General features: G+C 67.3%; 17 protein-coding genes. 8 read left to right on the top strand and 9 right to left on the bottom strand.

Annotation, left to right across the window (positions count from 1 at the left end; all coding sequences use genetic code 11):
- Positions 1-50: 50 nt before the first annotated feature.
- Positions 51-698 carry an amino acid ABC transporter permease gene (locus AB6732_RS02670; protein WP_370958063.1) on the top strand — a complete coding sequence of 216 codons (648 nt, stop codon included), beginning with the start codon at positions 51-53 and terminating at the stop codon, positions 696-698.
- Complete coding sequence (locus tag AB6732_RS02665) at positions 695-1,570, top strand: amino acid ABC transporter permease (RefSeq protein ID WP_370958061.1); 876 nt, start codon at positions 695-697, stop codon at positions 1,568-1,570. Before AB6732_RS02670 ends, AB6732_RS02665 begins: the two co-directional genes overlap by 4 nt.
- A gap of 94 nt (positions 1,571-1,664) precedes the next feature.
- Here the strand turns inward: AB6732_RS02665 and dapE are convergent, their stop codons facing one another.
- On the bottom strand, positions 1,665-2,768 hold the full coding sequence (dapE, locus tag AB6732_RS02660) for a succinyl-diaminopimelate desuccinylase (protein WP_370958059.1): 1,104 nt from the start codon (positions 2,766-2,768) through the stop codon (positions 1,665-1,667).
- A gap of 68 nt (positions 2,769-2,836) precedes the next feature.
- On the opposite strand from dapE, the gene dapD reads away from it, so the two are divergent.
- Both dapD and AB6732_RS02650 read left to right on the top strand, forming a co-directional pair.
- On the top strand, positions 2,837-3,847 hold the full coding sequence (gene dapD, locus AB6732_RS02655; protein ID WP_370958057.1) for a 2,3,4,5-tetrahydropyridine-2,6-dicarboxylate N-succinyltransferase: 1,011 nt from the start codon (positions 2,837-2,839) through the stop codon (positions 3,845-3,847).
- Positions 3,848-3,924: 77 nt separating this feature from the next.
- Entirely contained in the window at positions 3,925-4,779 is an 855-nt protein-coding gene (locus AB6732_RS02650; RefSeq protein ID WP_370958055.1) for a hypothetical protein, read from the top strand.
- Positions 4,780-4,825: 46 nt separating this feature from the next.
- Here AB6732_RS02650 and AB6732_RS02645 read toward each other — a convergent pair whose 3' ends face one another.
- Positions 4,826-5,467, bottom strand: a complete 642-nt coding sequence (locus AB6732_RS02645; protein WP_370958053.1) for a hypothetical protein — start codon at positions 5,465-5,467, stop codon at positions 4,826-4,828.
- Positions 5,468-5,556: 89 nt separating this feature from the next.
- A complete protein-coding gene (locus AB6732_RS02640; protein ID WP_370958051.1) occupies positions 5,557-6,165 on the bottom strand; it encodes a TetR/AcrR family transcriptional regulator in 609 nt (202 codons plus the stop codon).
- A 66-nt stretch (positions 6,166-6,231) separates the two neighbouring features.
- On the opposite strand from AB6732_RS02640, the gene galE reads away from it, so the two are divergent.
- Complete coding sequence (galE, locus tag AB6732_RS02635; RefSeq protein WP_370958049.1) at positions 6,232-7,245, top strand: UDP-glucose 4-epimerase GalE; 1,014 nt, start codon at positions 6,232-6,234, stop codon at positions 7,243-7,245.
- An 82-nt stretch (positions 7,246-7,327) separates the two neighbouring features.
- Here galE and AB6732_RS02630 read toward each other — a convergent pair whose 3' ends face one another.
- The 3 genes from AB6732_RS02630 to fdxA all read right to left on the bottom strand — a co-directional run bounded on the left by AB6732_RS02630 (position 7,328) and on the right by fdxA (position 10,314).
- On the bottom strand, positions 7,328-8,611 hold the full coding sequence (locus AB6732_RS02630; protein WP_370958047.1) for a citrate synthase: 1,284 nt from the start codon (positions 8,609-8,611) through the stop codon (positions 7,328-7,330).
- A 225-nt stretch (positions 8,612-8,836) separates the two neighbouring features.
- A complete protein-coding gene (dapC, locus tag AB6732_RS02625) occupies positions 8,837-9,979 on the bottom strand; it encodes a succinyldiaminopimelate transaminase (RefSeq protein WP_370958045.1) in 1,143 nt (380 codons plus the stop codon).
- 11 nt (positions 9,980-9,990) lie between these two features.
- On the bottom strand, positions 9,991-10,314 hold the full coding sequence (gene fdxA / locus AB6732_RS02620; protein WP_066211251.1) for a ferredoxin: 324 nt from the start codon (positions 10,312-10,314) through the stop codon (positions 9,991-9,993).
- A 120-nt stretch (positions 10,315-10,434) separates the two neighbouring features.
- On the opposite strand from fdxA, the gene AB6732_RS02615 reads away from it, so the two are divergent.
- A complete protein-coding gene (locus AB6732_RS02615) occupies positions 10,435-10,692 on the top strand; it encodes a hypothetical protein (RefSeq protein ID WP_370958043.1) in 258 nt (85 codons plus the stop codon).
- Between the two features lie 42 nt (positions 10,693-10,734).
- On the opposite strand, the gene AB6732_RS02610 is transcribed toward AB6732_RS02615, so the two are convergent.
- On the bottom strand, positions 10,735-11,169 hold the full coding sequence (locus AB6732_RS02610) for a DUF3592 domain-containing protein (RefSeq protein ID WP_370958041.1): 435 nt from the start codon (positions 11,167-11,169) through the stop codon (positions 10,735-10,737).
- A gap of 160 nt (positions 11,170-11,329) precedes the next feature.
- Between AB6732_RS02610 and AB6732_RS02605 the strand changes: the two genes are divergently transcribed.
- Positions 11,330-11,815, top strand: coding sequence for a hypothetical protein (locus AB6732_RS02605; RefSeq protein ID WP_370958039.1), 486 nt, complete (start codon positions 11,330-11,332; stop codon positions 11,813-11,815).
- Between the two features lie 121 nt (positions 11,816-11,936).
- Here the strand turns inward: AB6732_RS02605 and typA are convergent, their stop codons facing one another.
- Complete coding sequence (gene typA, locus AB6732_RS02600; protein ID WP_066211262.1) at positions 11,937-13,844, bottom strand: translational GTPase TypA; 1,908 nt, start codon at positions 13,842-13,844, stop codon at positions 11,937-11,939.
- Positions 13,845-14,192: 348 nt separating this feature from the next.
- On the opposite strand from typA, the gene AB6732_RS02595 reads away from it, so the two are divergent.
- Positions 14,193-14,963: an SGNH/GDSL hydrolase family protein gene (locus AB6732_RS02595; protein ID WP_370958037.1), complete on the top strand. Its 771-nt coding sequence runs from the start codon at positions 14,193-14,195 to the stop codon at positions 14,961-14,963.
- A gap of 103 nt (positions 14,964-15,066) precedes the next feature.
- Here AB6732_RS02595 and AB6732_RS02590 read toward each other — a convergent pair whose 3' ends face one another.
- Positions 15,067-16,776, bottom strand: a complete 1,710-nt coding sequence (locus tag AB6732_RS02590; RefSeq protein ID WP_370959581.1) for a dipeptide ABC transporter ATP-binding protein — start codon at positions 16,774-16,776, stop codon at positions 15,067-15,069.
- Between the last annotated feature and the right edge of the window lie 14 nt (positions 16,777-16,790).

Here is a 16,790-nt window from a genome sequence, read left to right as displayed (position 1 = left end):
AACCGCCCCACGAGCCTCCCCTGTCCCTGCGAGCGAAAGCGATCTGACACGTGAACACGCTGCTCGACAATCTCGACCTCTTCACCGAGGGCTTCAAGAACACGATCATCCTGTTCTTCTTTTCGGCGATCTTCGCGCTGATCATCGGCACGGTGGTCGGGGCCATGCGCGTCTCGCCGGTCCCGGCGGCCCGAGCCGTCGGAACGGTCTACGTCAACCTGGTCCGCAACACCCCGTTGACCCTGATCCTGTTCTTCTTCGCCCTGGGCTACCCGAAACTGGGCCTGCCGCAGATCAGCTTCATGGTGGCGGCGATCATCGGTCTGAGCCTCTACACGGCGACCTACATCGCCGAGACGATCCGGTCGGGTATCAACACTGTCCCGATCGGTCAGGCGGAGGCCGCCCGCGCGATCGGCCTGGACTTCGGGCAGACCCTGAGCCTGGTGGTCCTCCCCCAGGCCGTCCGAGCGGTGATCCCCCCACTGTTCAGCGTGCTGATCGCCCTGTTGAAGAACACCACGGTCGCCGCGGGCTTCTCCGTCATGGAGGCCGGCGCCATCCGGGCCAATCTGTCCGAGCGCGGTGAGCCCGCGATGGCCGGGCTGCTGTGGGTGGCCCTCGGCTTCATCATCCTCGTCGCTCTGCTCTCCTTGCTCCAGCGGCACTTTGAGAAGAAGTGGAAGGTGGCACGATGACCTCGGTACTCTTCGACGCACCCGGCCCCAAGGCCAAGGCCCGCTACCTGGTGGGCGGCGTGATCACGCTCCTGGTGGTCCTGGGCGTCATCGCCTTCGTCATCGTCCGTCTGATCGACACCGGCCAGTTCACCGCGGCCAAGTGGAAGATCTTCACCTTCCCTCTGGTGCAGCAGACCATCCTTCAGGCAGTCGGCGCCACGCTCTCGGCTTTCGCCCTGGCCGCCGTGCTCAGCATCGTGCTGGGCATGCTGCTCATGGTCGGCAAGCTGTCCGACCATCGTTGGGTGTCGGTTCCCTGCTTCTGGTTCGTCGAGCTGTTCCGGGCCGTGCCGCTGCTGATCCTCATGATGATGATCTACTACGGCCTGCCGACGGTCGGCGTGCATGGGGTGACGCCCTTCGCGGCCGTGGTCGGCGGTCTCACCCTGTACAACGGCTCCGTGCTCGCGGAGGCGTTCCGCGCAGGCATCGAGTCGCTGCCGAAGGGCCAGAAGGAAGCCGGCATGGCGATCGGTCTGCGGAAGAGCCAGGTCATGAGCCTGATCCTCTTCCCGCAGGCTTTCCGGGCCATGCTCCCCCTGATCCTGGCTCAGCTGGTGGTCATCCTGAAGGACACGGCACTGGGCTTCATCGTCACCTACAACGAGATCCTGTTCCAGGCCAAGTACTTTGGCTCACAGGCGCTCTACGGATCGCCGATCATCCCGGCCGCCATGGTGGCCGCGGTGATCTACATCGGCCTGTGCCTCATCCTGTCCGGCATCGCCAAGCTGGTGGAGATCCGGCTGAGAAAGGGCCGTAAGGGCAAGGTGCTGGAGGCGAACCCGGCTCCGGGTTCCACGCTGGAAGGCGGGAGCGCCGGCGCCTGACGCCGACACCTGAATACCCGAGCAGCGGAGAGGCCGTGACCCTCAGGGTCACGGCCTCTTTGCTGCTCCGCGGGACTCAGTTGTTCCGCAGGACTCAGTCGGAGAGCCAGGCGGTGAGCGCCTCCAGGCACGTCCGCACGGCCTGCGCGTCCACGCGCTCGTCATCCTTGTGGGCCAGCAGCGCATCGCCTGGGCCGAAGTTCACAGCGGGGATGCCGAGTTCGGAGAAGCGCGCGACGTCGGTCCAGCCGTACTTGGGCTTCGGCTCGCCACCGACCGCGGCCACGAAGCTCGCGGCCGCCGGGTGGTTGAGGCCGGGACGGGCGCCCGGCGCGGCGTCGGTCCGCACCACGTCGAAGCCCTCCATGAGCTGCTTGACATGAAGCTCGGCGTCGTCCGCGGTCTTGTCCGGGGCGAAGCGGTAGTTGATCTCCACCACGCAACGGTCCGGGATGACGTTTCCTGCGGTGCCACCGTGGATGAGGACCGCATTCAGGCTCTCCCGGTAGTCCAGCCCGTCCACGGCCACGGTGCGGGGCTGGTACGCGGCGAGCCGGGTCAGGACCGGGGCCACCGCGTGGATGGCGTTCTCCCCCATCCACGCCCGGGCCGAGTGGGCAGCCACGCCACGGGTGGTCACCTCGAAGCGGCTCGTGCCGTTGCAGCCGCCCTCCACCACGCCGTTGGTCGGTTCGAGCAGGATCGCGAAGTCACCGGTCAGGAGCTCGGGGTGGTTCTTGACGAGCCGGCCCAGGCCGCTCTTGGAAGCCTCAACCTCTTCGTGGTCGTAGAAGACGAAGGTGACATCGCGCTGCGGGACCAGCTCGCCTCGACCGATGGCGGCGGCGAGCGCCAGCTGCACCGCCACGCCACCCTTCATGTCGACGGCGCCGCGTCCGTGGAGCACTCCCTCACCCGGAGTGCCGTCCCAGCTGCTGGGCACCGTGCCGCGGGCGCCCTCGGTGCCCGGCAGGGGCACGGTGTCCAGGTGGCCCGCGAGGATGACGCGTTCGGCGTGACCCGCCGTCGTGCGCGCGACGATCGAGTCGCCGTCGCGCGTCACCTCGAAGAAGTCCAGGGCCCGCAGGGCCTGTTCCACCGCGTCGGCGATGGCGGTTTCCTGGTCGGAGACGCTGTTGATGTCGATCAAGGCGGCGGTGAGGAGCGAAACGTCCTGCTGAAGGTCCAGAGCGGTCATTTTTTCACTCTACCGTCACGGGAAGCCGCTGCTTTTGAGGCCGCACGACGCGCCGATAAACTGCTCGCATGACTTCCGCAGCCCCTGAGAACGCTTCCGCCCAGAGCCGCACCGCCCACGGTTTCGGCATCGCCACCATCGCCGTCCGCGGCGAGGACGCCACCGTGCTGGACGTCTGGTTCCCCGCTCCCGCCCTGGGTGAGGCCGCCGAGTCCCTGCGGTCCGTGGAGAATGCGCCGCAGGACCTGATCGAGGCGGCTGCCGCCGGGGACGACGCCGACCGCGGCACCCAGCAGCAGGTGGTCTTCGTGCAGATCGACCTGGACGAGGCGCCCGCGGACACCGCCGACGCCTACCTGCGGCTGCACCTGCTCTCCCACCGCCTGGTGGCGCCGAACACCGTCAACCTGGACGGCCTCTTCGGCAAGCTCGCCAACGTCGTGTGGACCAACTTCGGCCCGGCCCTGCCCGAGGGCTTCGAGAGCGTGCGCGCCAAGCTGCGCAAGCGCGGCAACGTCACGGTCTACGGCGTCGACAAGTTCCCGCGCATGGTGGATTACGTGGTCCCCACGGGCGTGCGGATCGCCGACGCCGACCGCGTCCGCCTGGGCGCCCACCTCGCCGACGGCACCACGGTCATGCACGAGGGCTTCGTGAACTTCAATGCCGGCACCCTGGGCACCTCCATGGTGGAGGGCCGTATCTCCGCCGGCGTCGTGGCGGGTAACGGGACCGACGTCGGCGGCGGCGCCTCGATCATGGGCACCTTGTCCGGCGGCGGCAAGGAACGCGTCGCCCTGGGCGAGCGGGTCCTGCTGGGCGCCAACTCCGGCGTGGGCATCAGCATCGGCGACGACTCCGTCGTCGAGGCCGGCCTGTATGTGACGGCCGGGACGCGCGTCCGCCTGCACGGCCCGAAGGACGCCGACGGCGAGGAGCAGCAGCAGATCGTGAAGGCCGTGGAACTCTCCGGCGTCCCGAACCTGCTCTTCCGCCGCAACTCCAGCACCGGCGAGGTCGAGGTCCTGCCCCGCAAGGGCCAGACGGTGGAGCTGAACGAGGCGCTGCACGCCAACTAGTCAGGAACGCCATTTACCATGGAGGGGGCGGGACCGGTGGTCCCACCCCCTTTCCTGTCCCCCAACGGAAGCTTCTCGTGTCACGACGTCGCCACCTCAGGCTCTGGATCACGCTCGTCCTCCTCGCCAGCCTCGTGGCCGGGGGCATCTGGGTCGCCGTCCAGCTGACCCACACGATCAGCGCCGAAGGCCCCGAACTGTGCACTGCCGACGTGTCCGGGCAGAAGTTCCAGCTGACCCCCGAGCAGTCCGTCTATGCTTCGCTGATCTCCGCGGTCGGGGTCAGCCGCGAGCTCCCGCCGCGCGCGTCCTCGATCGCGATCGCCACGGCCATCCAGGAGTCGAATCTGCGGAACCTCAGCTACGGTGATGCGGCCGGTCCGGATTCCCGTGGCCTCTTCCAGCAGCGCCCCTCCCAGGGCTGGGGCACCGAAGCCCAGATCATGGACCCCTATTACTCCACGGCCACGTTCTACAAGGCCTTGGTGAAGGTGCCGAATTACCAGTCGATCCCGCTGACCGAGGCTGCGCAGACCGTCCAGCGTTCTGCCTTCCCCGAGGCCTACGCCGACCACGAGAGCGAGGGCCGCGCGTTCGCCTCGTCCCTGACCGGACAGTCCCCCGCGTCGTTCAGCTGCAGCCTCGCCCCAGCCTCCGGCGCCGGGGACCCCCAGTCCGTGCGCAAGGAACTCGCGAAGGCCTTCCCGCATCTCGGGCTCGAGGGCTCGGGTCGGGAAGTCCGGGTGGATGTCTCCGGGTCCACCGGCTGGGCCGTCGCGCACTGGGCCGTGGCGCATGCCAAGACCTACGGCATCGACCGCGTCGACTACAACACCCAGACCTGGCTGCGCGAGAACCGGGACGGCTGGCGGACCACTCACTCGCTCGGGCAGCAGGTGGTCATCACGCTCGCCTCGGGTCCGGGCGCCTGACCACCCCCGGTAAGCACTGGCCACCCCGGTAAGCACCGCGCACTCGTCAGACGAGCAGCTCGACGATCGGTTCCAGGTAACTGCGCAGGAGCGGCGGATCCCCCATGAGGTGGTGGCTGAGCAGCACGAGCTCCGGCTCCGGGTACCACGCCCGCGGCTCGGCGAACGGCAGCACCACGACGTTCAGGCTGAAGGTCCGTGCCCGGCGCCTGACGGCTTTCTCCCGGGCCTTCACCACTGCCTCCACCTCGGCTTCCAGCACCCCGGAATGCCGCGCCTGATGCTGCGTGTGCTCGCGGACCCGCGCCTCGGCCCAGCTGTAGGCCGCGCCGCGATGCGCACTGGCGATGCGGTGCAACGCCGGGGAACCCACGAATTGCGCGGTCTCCAGGATCACGGGAGCCTGCGTGTGGCTGTGATGGGTCCTGAGCAGGTGTTCCCACCACGCCTCCCATTCGATGCGGAGGGCATCGCGGCCGCCCACCTCGGAGATCAGGTGGTGATGCTCACTGCCGTGGACGCGCGGTTCGATGGGCGCCAGCGTCGGGATTCCGGCGTCGTGCATACCCGAACTGTCCCGCAGATACAGGGCGACGAGCAGTGGGAAGGAGGTGCCCACGGTGATGTTCCATGGAGCAGGCTCGTCCGCCCCAGACCGTCCGGGGCCGATGGGTTCATCGACGCTCATGCAGACCTCCTGGCCATGCCGCTGCAACGGCTCATGGCCCCGGCTCTCAGTGTAGATCCGCAGGCGCGTCCTGTTAATGGGCTGGGGCCTTAAACCTCGGGAGACTCCAGGCTCGCCAGATGGGCCAGCAGTACGCTCCGGCACATGGCGGCGTCCAGCCATCGGGTGTGCACGAGCGCGTGCAGGGAGAGGCCGTCCAGCAACGACATGAGACGCTCCGCCTCCACCACCAGATCCTCGAGCCGTCCCCCCGGCCGGAAGGCCTGGATGAGCTGCCCGACGACGGCGGCCGCCGCCCGGTAGCCACGCTCGGCCTCCGCCTGGAGCCCGGCGTTGCCGCGGGAGGCCAGGCGGAACTCAGTCCTGGCGCTGCACTCGGCGGCGCTGTTCCCGTCCAGGGGCAGGAACTCCGCGAGCAGCGCCAGCGAGGCTTCGCGGAGCCCGTCCTGATCGTCGCTTTCCGCGGCCGCCTGCACGGCGGGCAGGCGGGCGGACAGCCGTTCCTCCAGCCGGTCGTTGGCCGTGGCGAACGCGTGTTCCAGCAATTCGGCGCTGTCGGTGAAGTAGTGCCGCACGGATCCGACCACGAGATCGGCCTCGGCGGCGACTTCCCGGAGCGACACCCGGGCCAGGCCGTCGGTGGCGATGATCCGGAAGACGGCATCGGCGACGTCTGCTCTACGGGCTGCTGCATTCACGACTTTCGGCACCCTTAGTTTGTAGCACACCTGCGCTTCTTCTGCCTGCTGCGATACGGTGAAGCCATGACGATTTTGGTTACCGGCGGCTCCGGCTACATCGGTTCGCACACAGTCCTGGCTCTCCAGGAGGCCGGGCACGACGTGGTGGTGATGGACAATCTGTCCAATTCCAGCGAGGAGTCCCTGCGCCGGGTGGCGCAGCTCAGTGGCAAGCCCGTGCCCTTCCACCAGGTGGATCTGACCGACCCGGAAGGCCTGGAGCGCCTCTTCAGCACTTATGACTTCAGCTCCGTCATCCACTTCGCCGGGCTCAAGGCCGTGGGCGAGTCCGCGAGCATCCCGCTGGAGTACTACTACCGGAACGTGGCCGGCACCATCAATCTGCTCCGAGCCATGGACGCCCACGGGGTGCGCAGCATCGTCTTCAGCTCCTCCGCCACCGTGTACGGGGACCACAACACCGCGCCCTTCGTCGAGAAGATGGAGATGGGCGCCAACAACCCGTACGGCCGCACCAAGGAGCAGATCGAGGACATCCTCGCGGACCTCGGTGCCTCGGACGACCGCTGGTCCATCGCCCTGCTCCGGTACTTCAACCCGGTCGGCGCCCACGAGTCCGGCCTCATCGGCGAGGACCCCAGCGGCATCCCCAACAACCTCATGCCCTTCATCGCCCAAGTGGCCGTGGGCCGGCGTGAGAAGCTCATGATCTTCGGCAACGACTACCCCACGGTGGACGGGACCGGTGTCCGCGACTACATTCACGTGGTGGATCTCGCCGCGGGCCACGTCGCCGCCCTGGACTACATCTCCGCGCACGGCGGCACGCACCGCTGGAACCTGGGCACCGGAAATGGCGCGAGTGTGCTGGAAGTGCTCACCGCCTTCTCCCGGGCCGTGGGTCGCTCCCTGCCGTACGAATTCGCTGCGCGCCGGCCTGGCGACGTCGCCGAAAGCTACGCGGACGCCAGCGCCGCACTGGCGGATCTGGGCTGGTCCACGACGAAGACCCTGGACCAGATGTGCGAGGATCACTGGCGCTGGCAGAAGAACAACCCGAACGGCTACGCCTCCTGACGGCGGAGCCTCCAGCGCTTCAACGACGACGGCGGCCGCTCACCGGAAAGGTGAGCGGCCGCCGTCGTCGTTGATATGGAGATCAGACCGCCGGGTAGTTGCGCTCCGGGTAGCCCGTGTAGAGCTGGCGCGGGCGGCCGATCTTGGTGGCGGGATCGTTGATCATCTCGCGCCACTGGGCGATCCAGCCCGGCAGACGGCCGATGGCGAAGAGCACGGTGAACATCTTCTCGGGGAAGCCCATGGCCTTGTAGATCAGGCCGGTGTAGAAGTCCACGTTCGGGTAGAGCTTGCGCTGGATGAAGTAGTCATCCGCCAGGGCCTTCTCCTCCAGGCGCATCGCGATGTCCAGCAGTTCGTCGTTGCCGCCGAGCTTGCCGAGGACCTCGTGAGCGGTCGCCTTGATGATCTTGGCGCGCGGGTCGTAGTTCTTGTACACGCGGTGGCCGAAGCCCATGAGACGGACGCCGTCCTCCTTGTTCTTCACCTTCTCCATGTAGTCCTCCGGCTTGATGCCGTCGGCCTGGATCTGGCGGAGCATCTTCAGGACGGCCTCGTTGGCTCCGCCGTGGGCGGGACCGAAGAGGGCGTTGATGCCGGCCGAGACGGAGGCGAAGAGGTTGGCGTTGGCCGAGCCCACGAGGCGCACCGTGGAGGTCGAGCAGTTCTGCTCGTGGTCGGCGTGCAGGATGAGCAGCAGGTCCAGGGCCTTCACGATCGTGGGGTCCATCTCGTACTGTTCCACCGGGAGACCGAAGGACAGGCGCAGGAAGTTCTCGACCAGGTTCATCGAGTTGTCCGGGTACAGCATCGGCTGCCCGATGGACTTCTTGTGGGCGTACGCCGCGATGACCGGGACCTTGGCCAGGAGGCGGATGGTGGAAAGCTCCACCTGCTCCTGGTTGAACGGGTCCAGGGAGTCCTGGTAGAAGGTGGACAGCGCGGAGACGGCGGAGGACAGCACCGGCATCGGGTGCGCGTCGCGCGGGAAGCCTCCGAAGAAGCCCTTGAGATCCTCATGCAGCAGCGTGTGGCGGCGGATCTTCTGATCGAACTCCTCGAGTTCGGTCGGGGTCGGCAGTTCGCCGTAGATCAGGAGGTAGGAGACCTCGAGGAAGCTGGAGTGCTGCGCCAGCTGCTCGATCGGGTACCCGCGGTACCGCAGGATGCCGGCGTCGCCGTCGATGTACGTGATGGCGGACGAGGTGGCCGCCGTGTTCATGAACCCGGGGTCGTAGGTGACGGCGCCCGTGGCCTTCAGGAGCTTGGAGACGTCATACCCGTCGTTGCCTTCCACCGCGGCGATACGGGGAAGTTGCAGCTCGCCGTTGTCATGGCGGAGCGTTGCGCTCTTGTGCTCAGTCATGGAGTCTCCTTCATGGGGGCGTCGCCCCGGTAGAACTCGTGATCCAGTGGCTTCAGCGGCTGCGGGTTGGCCGTATCCGACAAAGCCAGGGCGGATTTCCCGGAGGAATCGCCAGGTTTCCAGTAACAAACTACAACCACCGGCAAGCGCTACCCTAATCGACAGCTTTTTCCCAGCAAGCCTTGCGCGGCGTTCCCCGGCGGAGTAGAAGTGCGACGCCGGGCCTCAGGCGAGCAGTCGCTCCACCGCGGCGTCGACCCGCTCATCCGTGGCCGTGAGGGCGATCCGGACGAAGCCTTCTCCGCGCCGGCCGTAGAAGACGCCTGGGCCGCAGACGATGCCGCGCTCGGCCAGGCGGTCCACGGTGGTCCACGTGTCCTCACCTGCAGTGCTCCACAGATAGAGGCCGGCCTCGGAGTGCTGGATGTCCAGCCCGAAGTGCCGGAGGGCCGGCAGCAGACGCTCCCGGCGGCCACGGTACAGGTCCTTCTGGGCCTGCACGTGGGCATCGTCGCCCAGGGCGATCCGCAGCGCGGCCTGAACGGGCGCGGGAACGATCATGCCCGCGTGCTTGCGGGCGTTGACCTGGTTCGCGATCAGCACGGGGTCACCGGCGGCGAAGGACGCTCGGTACCCGGCCAGATTGGACTGCTTGCTGAGGGAGTACACGGCGAGCAGACCGGACACGTCTCCCCCGCTGACCCGCTCATCCAGCACGCTGGGCACGGCTTCCCCGCCGCGCTGCGCGTCCCAGGCATCCCAGCCCAGCTCGGCGTAGCACTCGTCGGAGGCGACCACGGCGCCCTGCTCGCGGGCCTGGTCCACGACCTTCTTGAGGCGTTCCGCACAACGGACTTCTCCGGTGGGGTTGCCCGGAGAGTTCAGCCAGACCAAGCGGACCTTCGCCCGGGTGGCGGCGTCCAGGTCGTCCAGGTCGTCAGCGGCGATCGGGGTGGCGCCCACGAGCTGGGCGCCGATGTCATACGTCGGGTAGGCGACGCTCGGGCGCACCACCACGTCGCCGGGCTTCAGTCCCAGGAAGAACGGCAGCCAGGCGACCATCTCCTTGGACCCGACGGTCGGGAGGACGGCGTCGGGATTCAGCCCGGACACGTTCCGGCGGCGGGCGAACCAGTCGACCACGGCCTCACGGAGCGCCGGGGTGCCGTGCACCGTGGGGTATCCATGGGCGTCGGCGGCTGCCGTCAGGGCGTCCTGGATGAAGGCCGGAGTGGGGTCCACGGGGGTGCCGATGGACAGGTCCACCACACCGCCCTGGTGCTGCGCGGCCTTGGCACGGTAAGGCGCCAGAGCCTCCCAGGGGTATTCAGGAAGGCTCAGGCCGAAGGTCTCCGAGGGAAACGCCATCGTCGCGGAACTCAGTCCTGGTTCTGCGGCGGAAGAGCTGAGATGAACGGGTGATCCGTGCCCGTGTTGCCGACCTTGGCGGCGCCACCGGGGGAACCGAGGTCGACGAAGAACTCGACGTTGGCCTTGTAGTACTCGCTCCACTCGTCGGGGACGTCATCCTCGTAGTAGATGGCCTCAACGGGGCAGACCGGCTCGCAGGCGCCGCAGTCGACGCACTCGTCCGGGTGGATGTAGAGGGAACGCTCGCCTTCGTAGATACAGTCGACCGGGCATTCCTCAATGCAGGCCTTGTCCTTCACGTCCACGCAAGGCTGCGCGATTACGTACGTCACGTTCCCATATTCCTTCCGATAACGGTGCCCGTGTCCCGCAGGCGTTCCTCCGTTGGACTCCACTGTATTACCCCGGAGGTCACTTCACCGAAGAGGATGACGTCGCTCTACGATGGAGGCGTGTCGTTCTCCACACTCCGGGGCGTTCCCCTGCTGCTCAGCGCCCCCTTGGGCACCCGGGTGGTCGTGCGTTTCCGGCTCGACGACGGCGCGCTCAGCGACGCTCTCGGCGAGCTGACCGCGCGGGACGACGCCGCCGTCGCGAGTCCGCGCATCGTCGTCGCCGGGCGGAGCGGCGAGATCAGCATCCCGTTGGACCGCGTGACCCTGGCCAAGCCCGTCCCGCCGCCGCCCGCACGCCGCGCGCCGCGCTTCTGACTCGTCTCCCGGACAGCATCGCGAGGGCGCCGTCCTGAGCCGTCAGCCCAGCAGGATCCTGAGGAAGAAGAACGATCCGATCAGGAAGACCACCGCGAACACCAGGGTGCAGCCGAGCACGACCTTGCTCGTCTTCTCGATCACATAGGACTCGCTGGGCTTCCGCGGATTGACGCAGACGTCGAGGGCACTGCCCAGCGGGTATGGGGCCGGCCCGCCCCGCAGGGCGCGCCCCTGGAGCACCCGGCCGTCGGGGCCCTGGTACTGGTAGAGAGGGAAGTACCGCGCCGGACTGTCACCGGCGTCGCCTAGGCCGGGGCCCACTTTGTGACCGACCACCACGGCCTGGACGCGTGGCCACTCGCGCATGCCCCGCTCCCGCCGTCGTAGGGCGAGCACTTGGACCGCGGAGACGACCACCATCAGGAGGACGAAAGCTCCCCAGATGCTCCAGGCGACGGTCTGAACGGTCGACATGTGCGATTCCTCTCCTCACCGGGTCCCAGGTTCACCCTGGGACCCCTTGACGGGCGGATGGGCAGGGCTCCCCATCTCATGACATGCGCGGGCCGGGCGGTCCCGGTAGCGTGGCTCACAGTACCGCACCGTCCAGACCACGACCGGCAGAAAAGGCACCATGAAGAAGACCCCGATCTGGCCCGCAATCGCGCTCATCCCCCTGCTCGCGGCCTGCGCCCCGACGATACCGCTCCCCGCTCCGGCCTCCAGCGGGCCGAGCGAGGCCGCCACCACACCGGGAGACGAATCCTCGCCGTCCGACGGCGCCGGCAGCCCCTCCGCGAGCACCGGCGCCCTCAGCCTGAAGGAAGGCTGCGAGAAGTTCAACACCCTGGATGAGAAGCTCGCCGGTCTGCAGCCGACAGACAAGAAGGGGCTTCTCGACCTCTGGGACGAATTCGATCAGGCCTCTGACGCCGTTCCCTACGACCTGCAGGGGCTGTACAAGTCCATGAGCGTCGTGGTGCTGGCGTACCAGGGCAAGGCCGCCGGTGAGGGCGACGGCCCCAGCAAGCAGGACAAGGACCTCGTGTCGCAGCACTTCCTGCGGGCCTCCGGGCTCTGCACCCCGGAGGGCGTCACGCTCACCCTGAAGGTGCTCTGACAGCACCGCCCAGGACCTCCACGGGGCCGGGAGCCGACAGACCGTGGCAGGTTACGACAAAGGCGCCGTGCGCCATGGGGATGACTTCCCATGGCGCACGGCGCCTCAGCTCAGACCGTGATCAGGAACGCGCGCGGGCGCGGGCGGCCTTCAGTCGCTCGTTGGAGTCCAGGATCACCTTGCGGATGCGGATGTCCTCGGGGGTGATCTCCACGCACTCGTCCTCGCGGGCGAACTCGAGGGATTCCTCGAGGGTCAGCTCACGCGGCGGCGTGAGGTTCTCGAAGGAGTCCGACGAAGCCGCACGCATGTTGGTGAGCTTCTTCTCCTTGGTGATGTTGACGTCCATGTCGTCGGCGCGCGAGTTCTCGCCGACGATCATGCCCTCGTACACCTCGGAGGTGGGCTTGACGAAGAAGGAGCCACGCTCCTGCAGGTTGATCATGGCGAACGGCGTCACCACACCGGCGCGGTCGGCCACCATGGAACCGTTGGTGCGGTACTCGATCGGGCCGGCCCACGGCTCGTAACCCTCGGCGATGGAGGAGGCGATGCCGGCGCCGCGGGTGTCGGTGAGGAACTTGGTGCGGAACCCGATCAGGCCACGGGCCGGAACGATGAATTCCATGCGGCACCAGCCGGTGCCGTGGTTCGCCATGTTGGTCATGCGGCCCTTGCGGGCGGCCATGAGCTGGGTGACCGCGCCGAGGAACTCCTCCGGGACGTCGATGGTCATGTGCTCCATAGGCTCGTGGACCTTGCCGTCGATGGTCTTGGTGACCACCTGCGGCTTGCCCACGGTCAGCTCGAAGCCTTCACGGCGCATCTGCTCCACGAGGATGGCCAGCGCGAGCTCACCACGGCCCTGGACCTCCCAGGCGTCCGGACGCTCGGTCGGCAGGACGCGGAGGGAGACGTTACCGATCAGTTCCTTGTCCAGGCGGTCCTTGACCTGGCGGGCCGTCACCTTGGCGCCCTTGACCTTGCCGGCCAGCGGCGAGGTGTTGATACCGATGGTCATCGAGATCGCGGGGTCGTCCACCTTGATGAGCGGCAGCGGCTGCGGGTTCTCCAGATCGGTCAGGGTCTCACCGATGGTGATGTCCTCGATACCGGCGACGGCGACGATCTCACCCGGGCCGGCGGACTCGGCCGGAACGCGCTCGAGGGCCTTGGTGGCCAGGAGTTCGGTGATCTTGACGGTCTTGAGAGTGCCGTCCTGACGGGCCCAGGCGACCTGCTGGCCCTTGCGGAGGGTGCCGTTGTAGATGCGGAGCAGTGCCAGGCGGCCGAGGAACGGCGAGGCGTCCAGGTTGGTCACGTGGGCCTGCAGCACGCCGTCCGGGTTGTAGGTCGGCGCGGGGATGTGATCGATGATCGTCTTGAAGAGCGGCTCCAGGTCCTCGTTCTCCGGAGCGGTGCCGTCGGCGGGCTGCTCGGTGGAGGCACGCCCCACCTTGGCCGCGGCGTACACGACGGGGACTTCGAGGACCTTGTCCAGGTCCAGGTCCGGAACCTCGTCGGCCAGGTCGGAGGCCAGGCCCAGGAGGAGGTCCATGGACTCGTGGACGACCTCTTCGATGCGGGCGTCGGGACGGTCGGTCTTGTTGACCAGGAGGATGACGGGCTTGTGAGCGGCCAGAGCCTTGCGGAGCACGAAGCGGGTCTGCGGCAGCGGACCCTCGGAGGCGTCCACGAGCAGCACGACGCCGTCGACCATGGACAGACCGCGTTCCACCTCGCCGCCGAAGTCGGCGTGGCCCGGGGTGTCGATCACGTTGATGGTGATGGTCTCGCCGTTGGAGGCGGGACCGTTGTAAGCCACCGTGGTGTTCTTGGCCAGGATGGTGATGCCCTTTTCACGTTCAAGGTCACCAGAGTCCATGACGCGGTCCTCGACCTCGCCGTGGGAGGCGAAGGAGTTCGTCTGACGGAGCATGGCGTCCACGAGCGTGGTCTTGCCATGGTCAACGTGGGCGACGATTGCGACATTGCGCAGATCAGAACGCGAGGCAGTGTTTTCGGACATGCGGTTTTCGACTCGTTTCAACGACGACAAGACAGTGAATTCCGTGCCCGCGGATCACTTGTCCAGCGACGGGGCACAAAGCAGGGGGAGGACACCACAGCCCTTCCACGACAATTCTACCGGTTTGGGCAAGGGCTGTCGGACAAGCCGGGAATCCCGCGGATGAAGGGGCTGTCAAAGGCTTCTTCCGGCGCTCGATCCGCTCGGGGCGGCGTCCTCCGACGTCAGGCGTTTCCCGGCCTTCGACCAGGCGGGCGGGATGTGATCATTTCGATACGCCCAACGACTGGTCAAACCTCCTTCGCGGGCCTCACACTGATTGCAGACCACCCCCACTTAAGGAACCCCGTGAACATCGCCTTCCGCCGCGTCGCGCTCTCCGCGGCCACACTCGCCCTCGTGGCGGGCTCGATCATCGTGGGCGAGAAGGCCCCCCTCTCCCCCGCCCACACCGCTTCCGCCCAAGTGGCCGGAAGCGGGATCGGCGCAGGTCGGGGCACCGCCGTCGTCGACCTGCCCGGACCCGACGGCGTGCGGAAGGGCACCGCCCTCCTGATCGGTGACTCTCAGTCGGGCGGCGCCGCCGGAGTACCGGGTGAAGGCACCTGGCCGCGGCGAGGGCTCGCCAGCCTGGGCTACACAGTCACCTGGGTGGGCGCCGGCGGGACCGGTTACGCCGCAAGCAAGCCCCGTGCCGCGAACTACCTTCAGTCGTACCGGCGCGGTGTCTGGAAGCTCCCGCCCTTCACCCCGGAACTGATCGTCCTCCAGGGTGGCGGCAATGACGCGAACCAGGGAAAGCAGCTGTCCGAGGTCTCGCAGAACGCCCGACAGCTCGCATATCTGCTGCATCACCGTTACCCCGGGTCCCGCCTGGTGATGGTGGGCGTGCTCTCCCGTTCCGCGAACGACGGCGGCGGGCGGCGCCTGGCGGTCGACTCGCTTCTCTCCGCGACCGCCGAGGAGCTCAAGATCCCCTTCGTCGACGTTGGCGGCTGGGTGTCAACCTACGGCCTCAAGAACGACATGGCGGACGGAGTGCACCTGAAGCCGAGTGGACACCAGCGCCTGACCCCGGTGTTCGCGGAGCACTTGTCCCGGGCGCTCGAGAACCGCTGACCGCGGCGGCCGGAGCCGCCGAGCACATCACGCCCTGACAACGGCAAAGGACGGGGTCCCACCGAAACCGGTGGGACCCCGTCCTTTCTCAGGCCATGAGTGGTCAGGCGACCTCAGGCGGCAGCAGCAGTCGGGCACCGGGAATGGCGTCCAGCAGCTTCTGCGTGTATTCCTGCTGCGGGTTCTCGAACACACTGTCCGTGGTCCCCGTCTCCACGAGCTTTCCGCGCTCCATGACGCAGACGTCGTCGGCGATCTGACGGACCACCGCGAGGTCGTGCGTGATGAAGAGGTAGGTCAGACCCAGATCGGACTGCAGATTCGCGAGCAGGTTCAGCACCTGATCCTGCACCAGCACGTCCAGGGCCGACACGGCCTCATCGCAGATGATCACTTCGGGATCCAGTGCCAGAGCACGGGCGATCGCCACGCGCTGGCGCTGACCGCCGGAGAGCTCATTCGGGTAACGCCGCATCATGGACGCCGGAAGCGCCACGGCGTCCAGCAGCTCGCGGACCTTCTTCTCCCGGCTCACCTTGTCCCCCACCTTGTGGACCCGGAGTGGCTCCTCAATGGTGCGGAAGATGTTGAACATCGGGTCCAGCGAACCGTACGGATCCTGGAAGATCGGCTGCACGCGGCGACGGAACCGCAGCGCGTCGGAACCCTTGAGGGTGCTGACGTCGACGCCGTCGAAGGTGATGTTGCCGGAGGTGGGCGTCTCGAGACCGAGGACCATGCGGGCCACGGTCGACTTACCCGAACCGGACTCACCGACCACGGCCGTGGTGGTCCCACGGGTCACCTCGAAGCTGACGTTGTCCACCGCAGTGAAGTCGGTCTTACGTCCGAACGCGCCTTCACGCAGCTTGAAGACCTTGGTCAGGTCCTTGATCTGCAGCACCGCATCCGGCTTGCCCTTCTCGTGGACCGTCTCCGACCCGCTGAGCAGTTCCTCGGACTCGAGGCCGGCCTCCTTCGCCACCTGGATACGGCGGGACGCGAGCGACGGCGCCGCGGACACCAGGCGCTTGGTGTACGGGTGCTGCGGGTTGCGCAGCAGTTCCAGCGCAGGTCCGGACTCCACGACCTGGCCCTTGTACATCACGACAACCTTCTGAGCGCGCTCGGCGGCGAGACCGAGGTCGTGCGTGATGAGCAGGACGGCGGTGCCCAGCTCCTCGGTCATGTTCTCCAGGTGATCCAGGATCTGGCGCTGGACCGTCACGTCGAGAGCCGAGGTGGGCTCGTCGGCGATCAGAAGGCGCGGCTGGCAGGACAGACCGATGGCGATGAGGGCACGCTGGCGCATACCGCCCGAGAACTCGTGCGGGTACTGCTTCGCACGACGCTCGGCATCGGGGAGCCCGGCGTTGGACAGAGCCTGAGCCACGTCCTTGGGTCCGCTCGGCAGGCCATTGGCCTTGAGCGTCTCCTTGACCTGGAAACCGATCTTCCAGACCGGGTTCAGGTTGGACATCGGGTCCTGGGGCACCATGCCGATGGAGTTTCCGCGCAATTCGATCATGCGCTTCTCGCTCACATGGGTGATGTCCTCACCGTCGAAGATGATCTGCCCACCGGACACACGGCCGTTCTTGGCCAGCAATCCGATGGCAGCCAGGGCGGAAGTCGACTTGCCCGAACCGGACTCGCCCACGATCGCCACGGTCTCGCCCGGCATCACGGTGAAGTTGACCTTGCGGACGGCCTTGGCCGTGCCGCCGGCGGTGGTGAACTCGATCTCCAGATCCTTGATCTCAAGGAGCGGACGGTCTTCCTGTCCGCCGGAGGTGTTCGGCACCTCGTTCATGTTGATCTCCGGAG

The sequence above is a fragment of the Arthrobacter sp. RCC_34 genome (assembly GCF_041360795.1).
Lineage (GTDB): Bacteria > Actinomycetota > Actinomycetes > Actinomycetales > Micrococcaceae > Arthrobacter_E.
This window is presented reverse-complemented; position numbering and strand designations above follow the sequence as displayed.

Excerpts from the sequence above, each read along its gene's own strand:
- AB6732_RS02645 (WP_370958053.1), bottom strand. The coding sequence starts at position 5,467 with ATGAGCGTCGATGAACCCATCGGCCCCGGACGGTCTGGGGCGGACGAG.
- dapC (WP_370958045.1), bottom strand. The coding sequence starts at position 9,979 with ATGGCGTTTCCCTCGGAGACCTTCGGCCTGAGCCTTCCTGAATACCCC.
- galE (WP_370958049.1), top strand. The coding sequence starts at position 6,232 with ATGACGATTTTGGTTACCGGCGGCTCCGGCTACATCGGTTCGCACACA.
- AB6732_RS02665 (WP_370958061.1), top strand. The coding sequence starts at position 695 with ATGACCTCGGTACTCTTCGACGCACCCGGCCCCAAGGCCAAGGCCCGC.
- AB6732_RS02630 (WP_370958047.1), bottom strand. The coding sequence starts at position 8,611 with ATGACTGAGCACAAGAGCGCAACGCTCCGCCATGACAACGGCGAGCTG.
- typA (WP_066211262.1), bottom strand. The coding sequence starts at position 13,844 with ATGTCCGAAAACACTGCCTCGCGTTCTGATCTGCGCAATGTCGCAATC.
- AB6732_RS02590 (WP_370959581.1), bottom strand. The coding sequence starts at position 16,776 with ATGAACGAGGTGCCGAACACCTCCGGCGGACAGGAAGACCGTCCGCTC.
- dapD (WP_370958057.1), top strand. The coding sequence starts at position 2,837 with ATGACTTCCGCAGCCCCTGAGAACGCTTCCGCCCAGAGCCGCACCGCC.
- AB6732_RS02610 (WP_370958041.1), bottom strand. The coding sequence starts at position 11,169 with ATGTCGACCGTTCAGACCGTCGCCTGGAGCATCTGGGGAGCTTTCGTC.
- AB6732_RS02605 (WP_370958039.1), top strand. The coding sequence starts at position 11,330 with ATGAAGAAGACCCCGATCTGGCCCGCAATCGCGCTCATCCCCCTGCTC.
- dapE (WP_370958059.1), bottom strand. The coding sequence starts at position 2,768 with ATGACCGCTCTGGACCTTCAGCAGGACGTTTCGCTCCTCACCGCCGCC.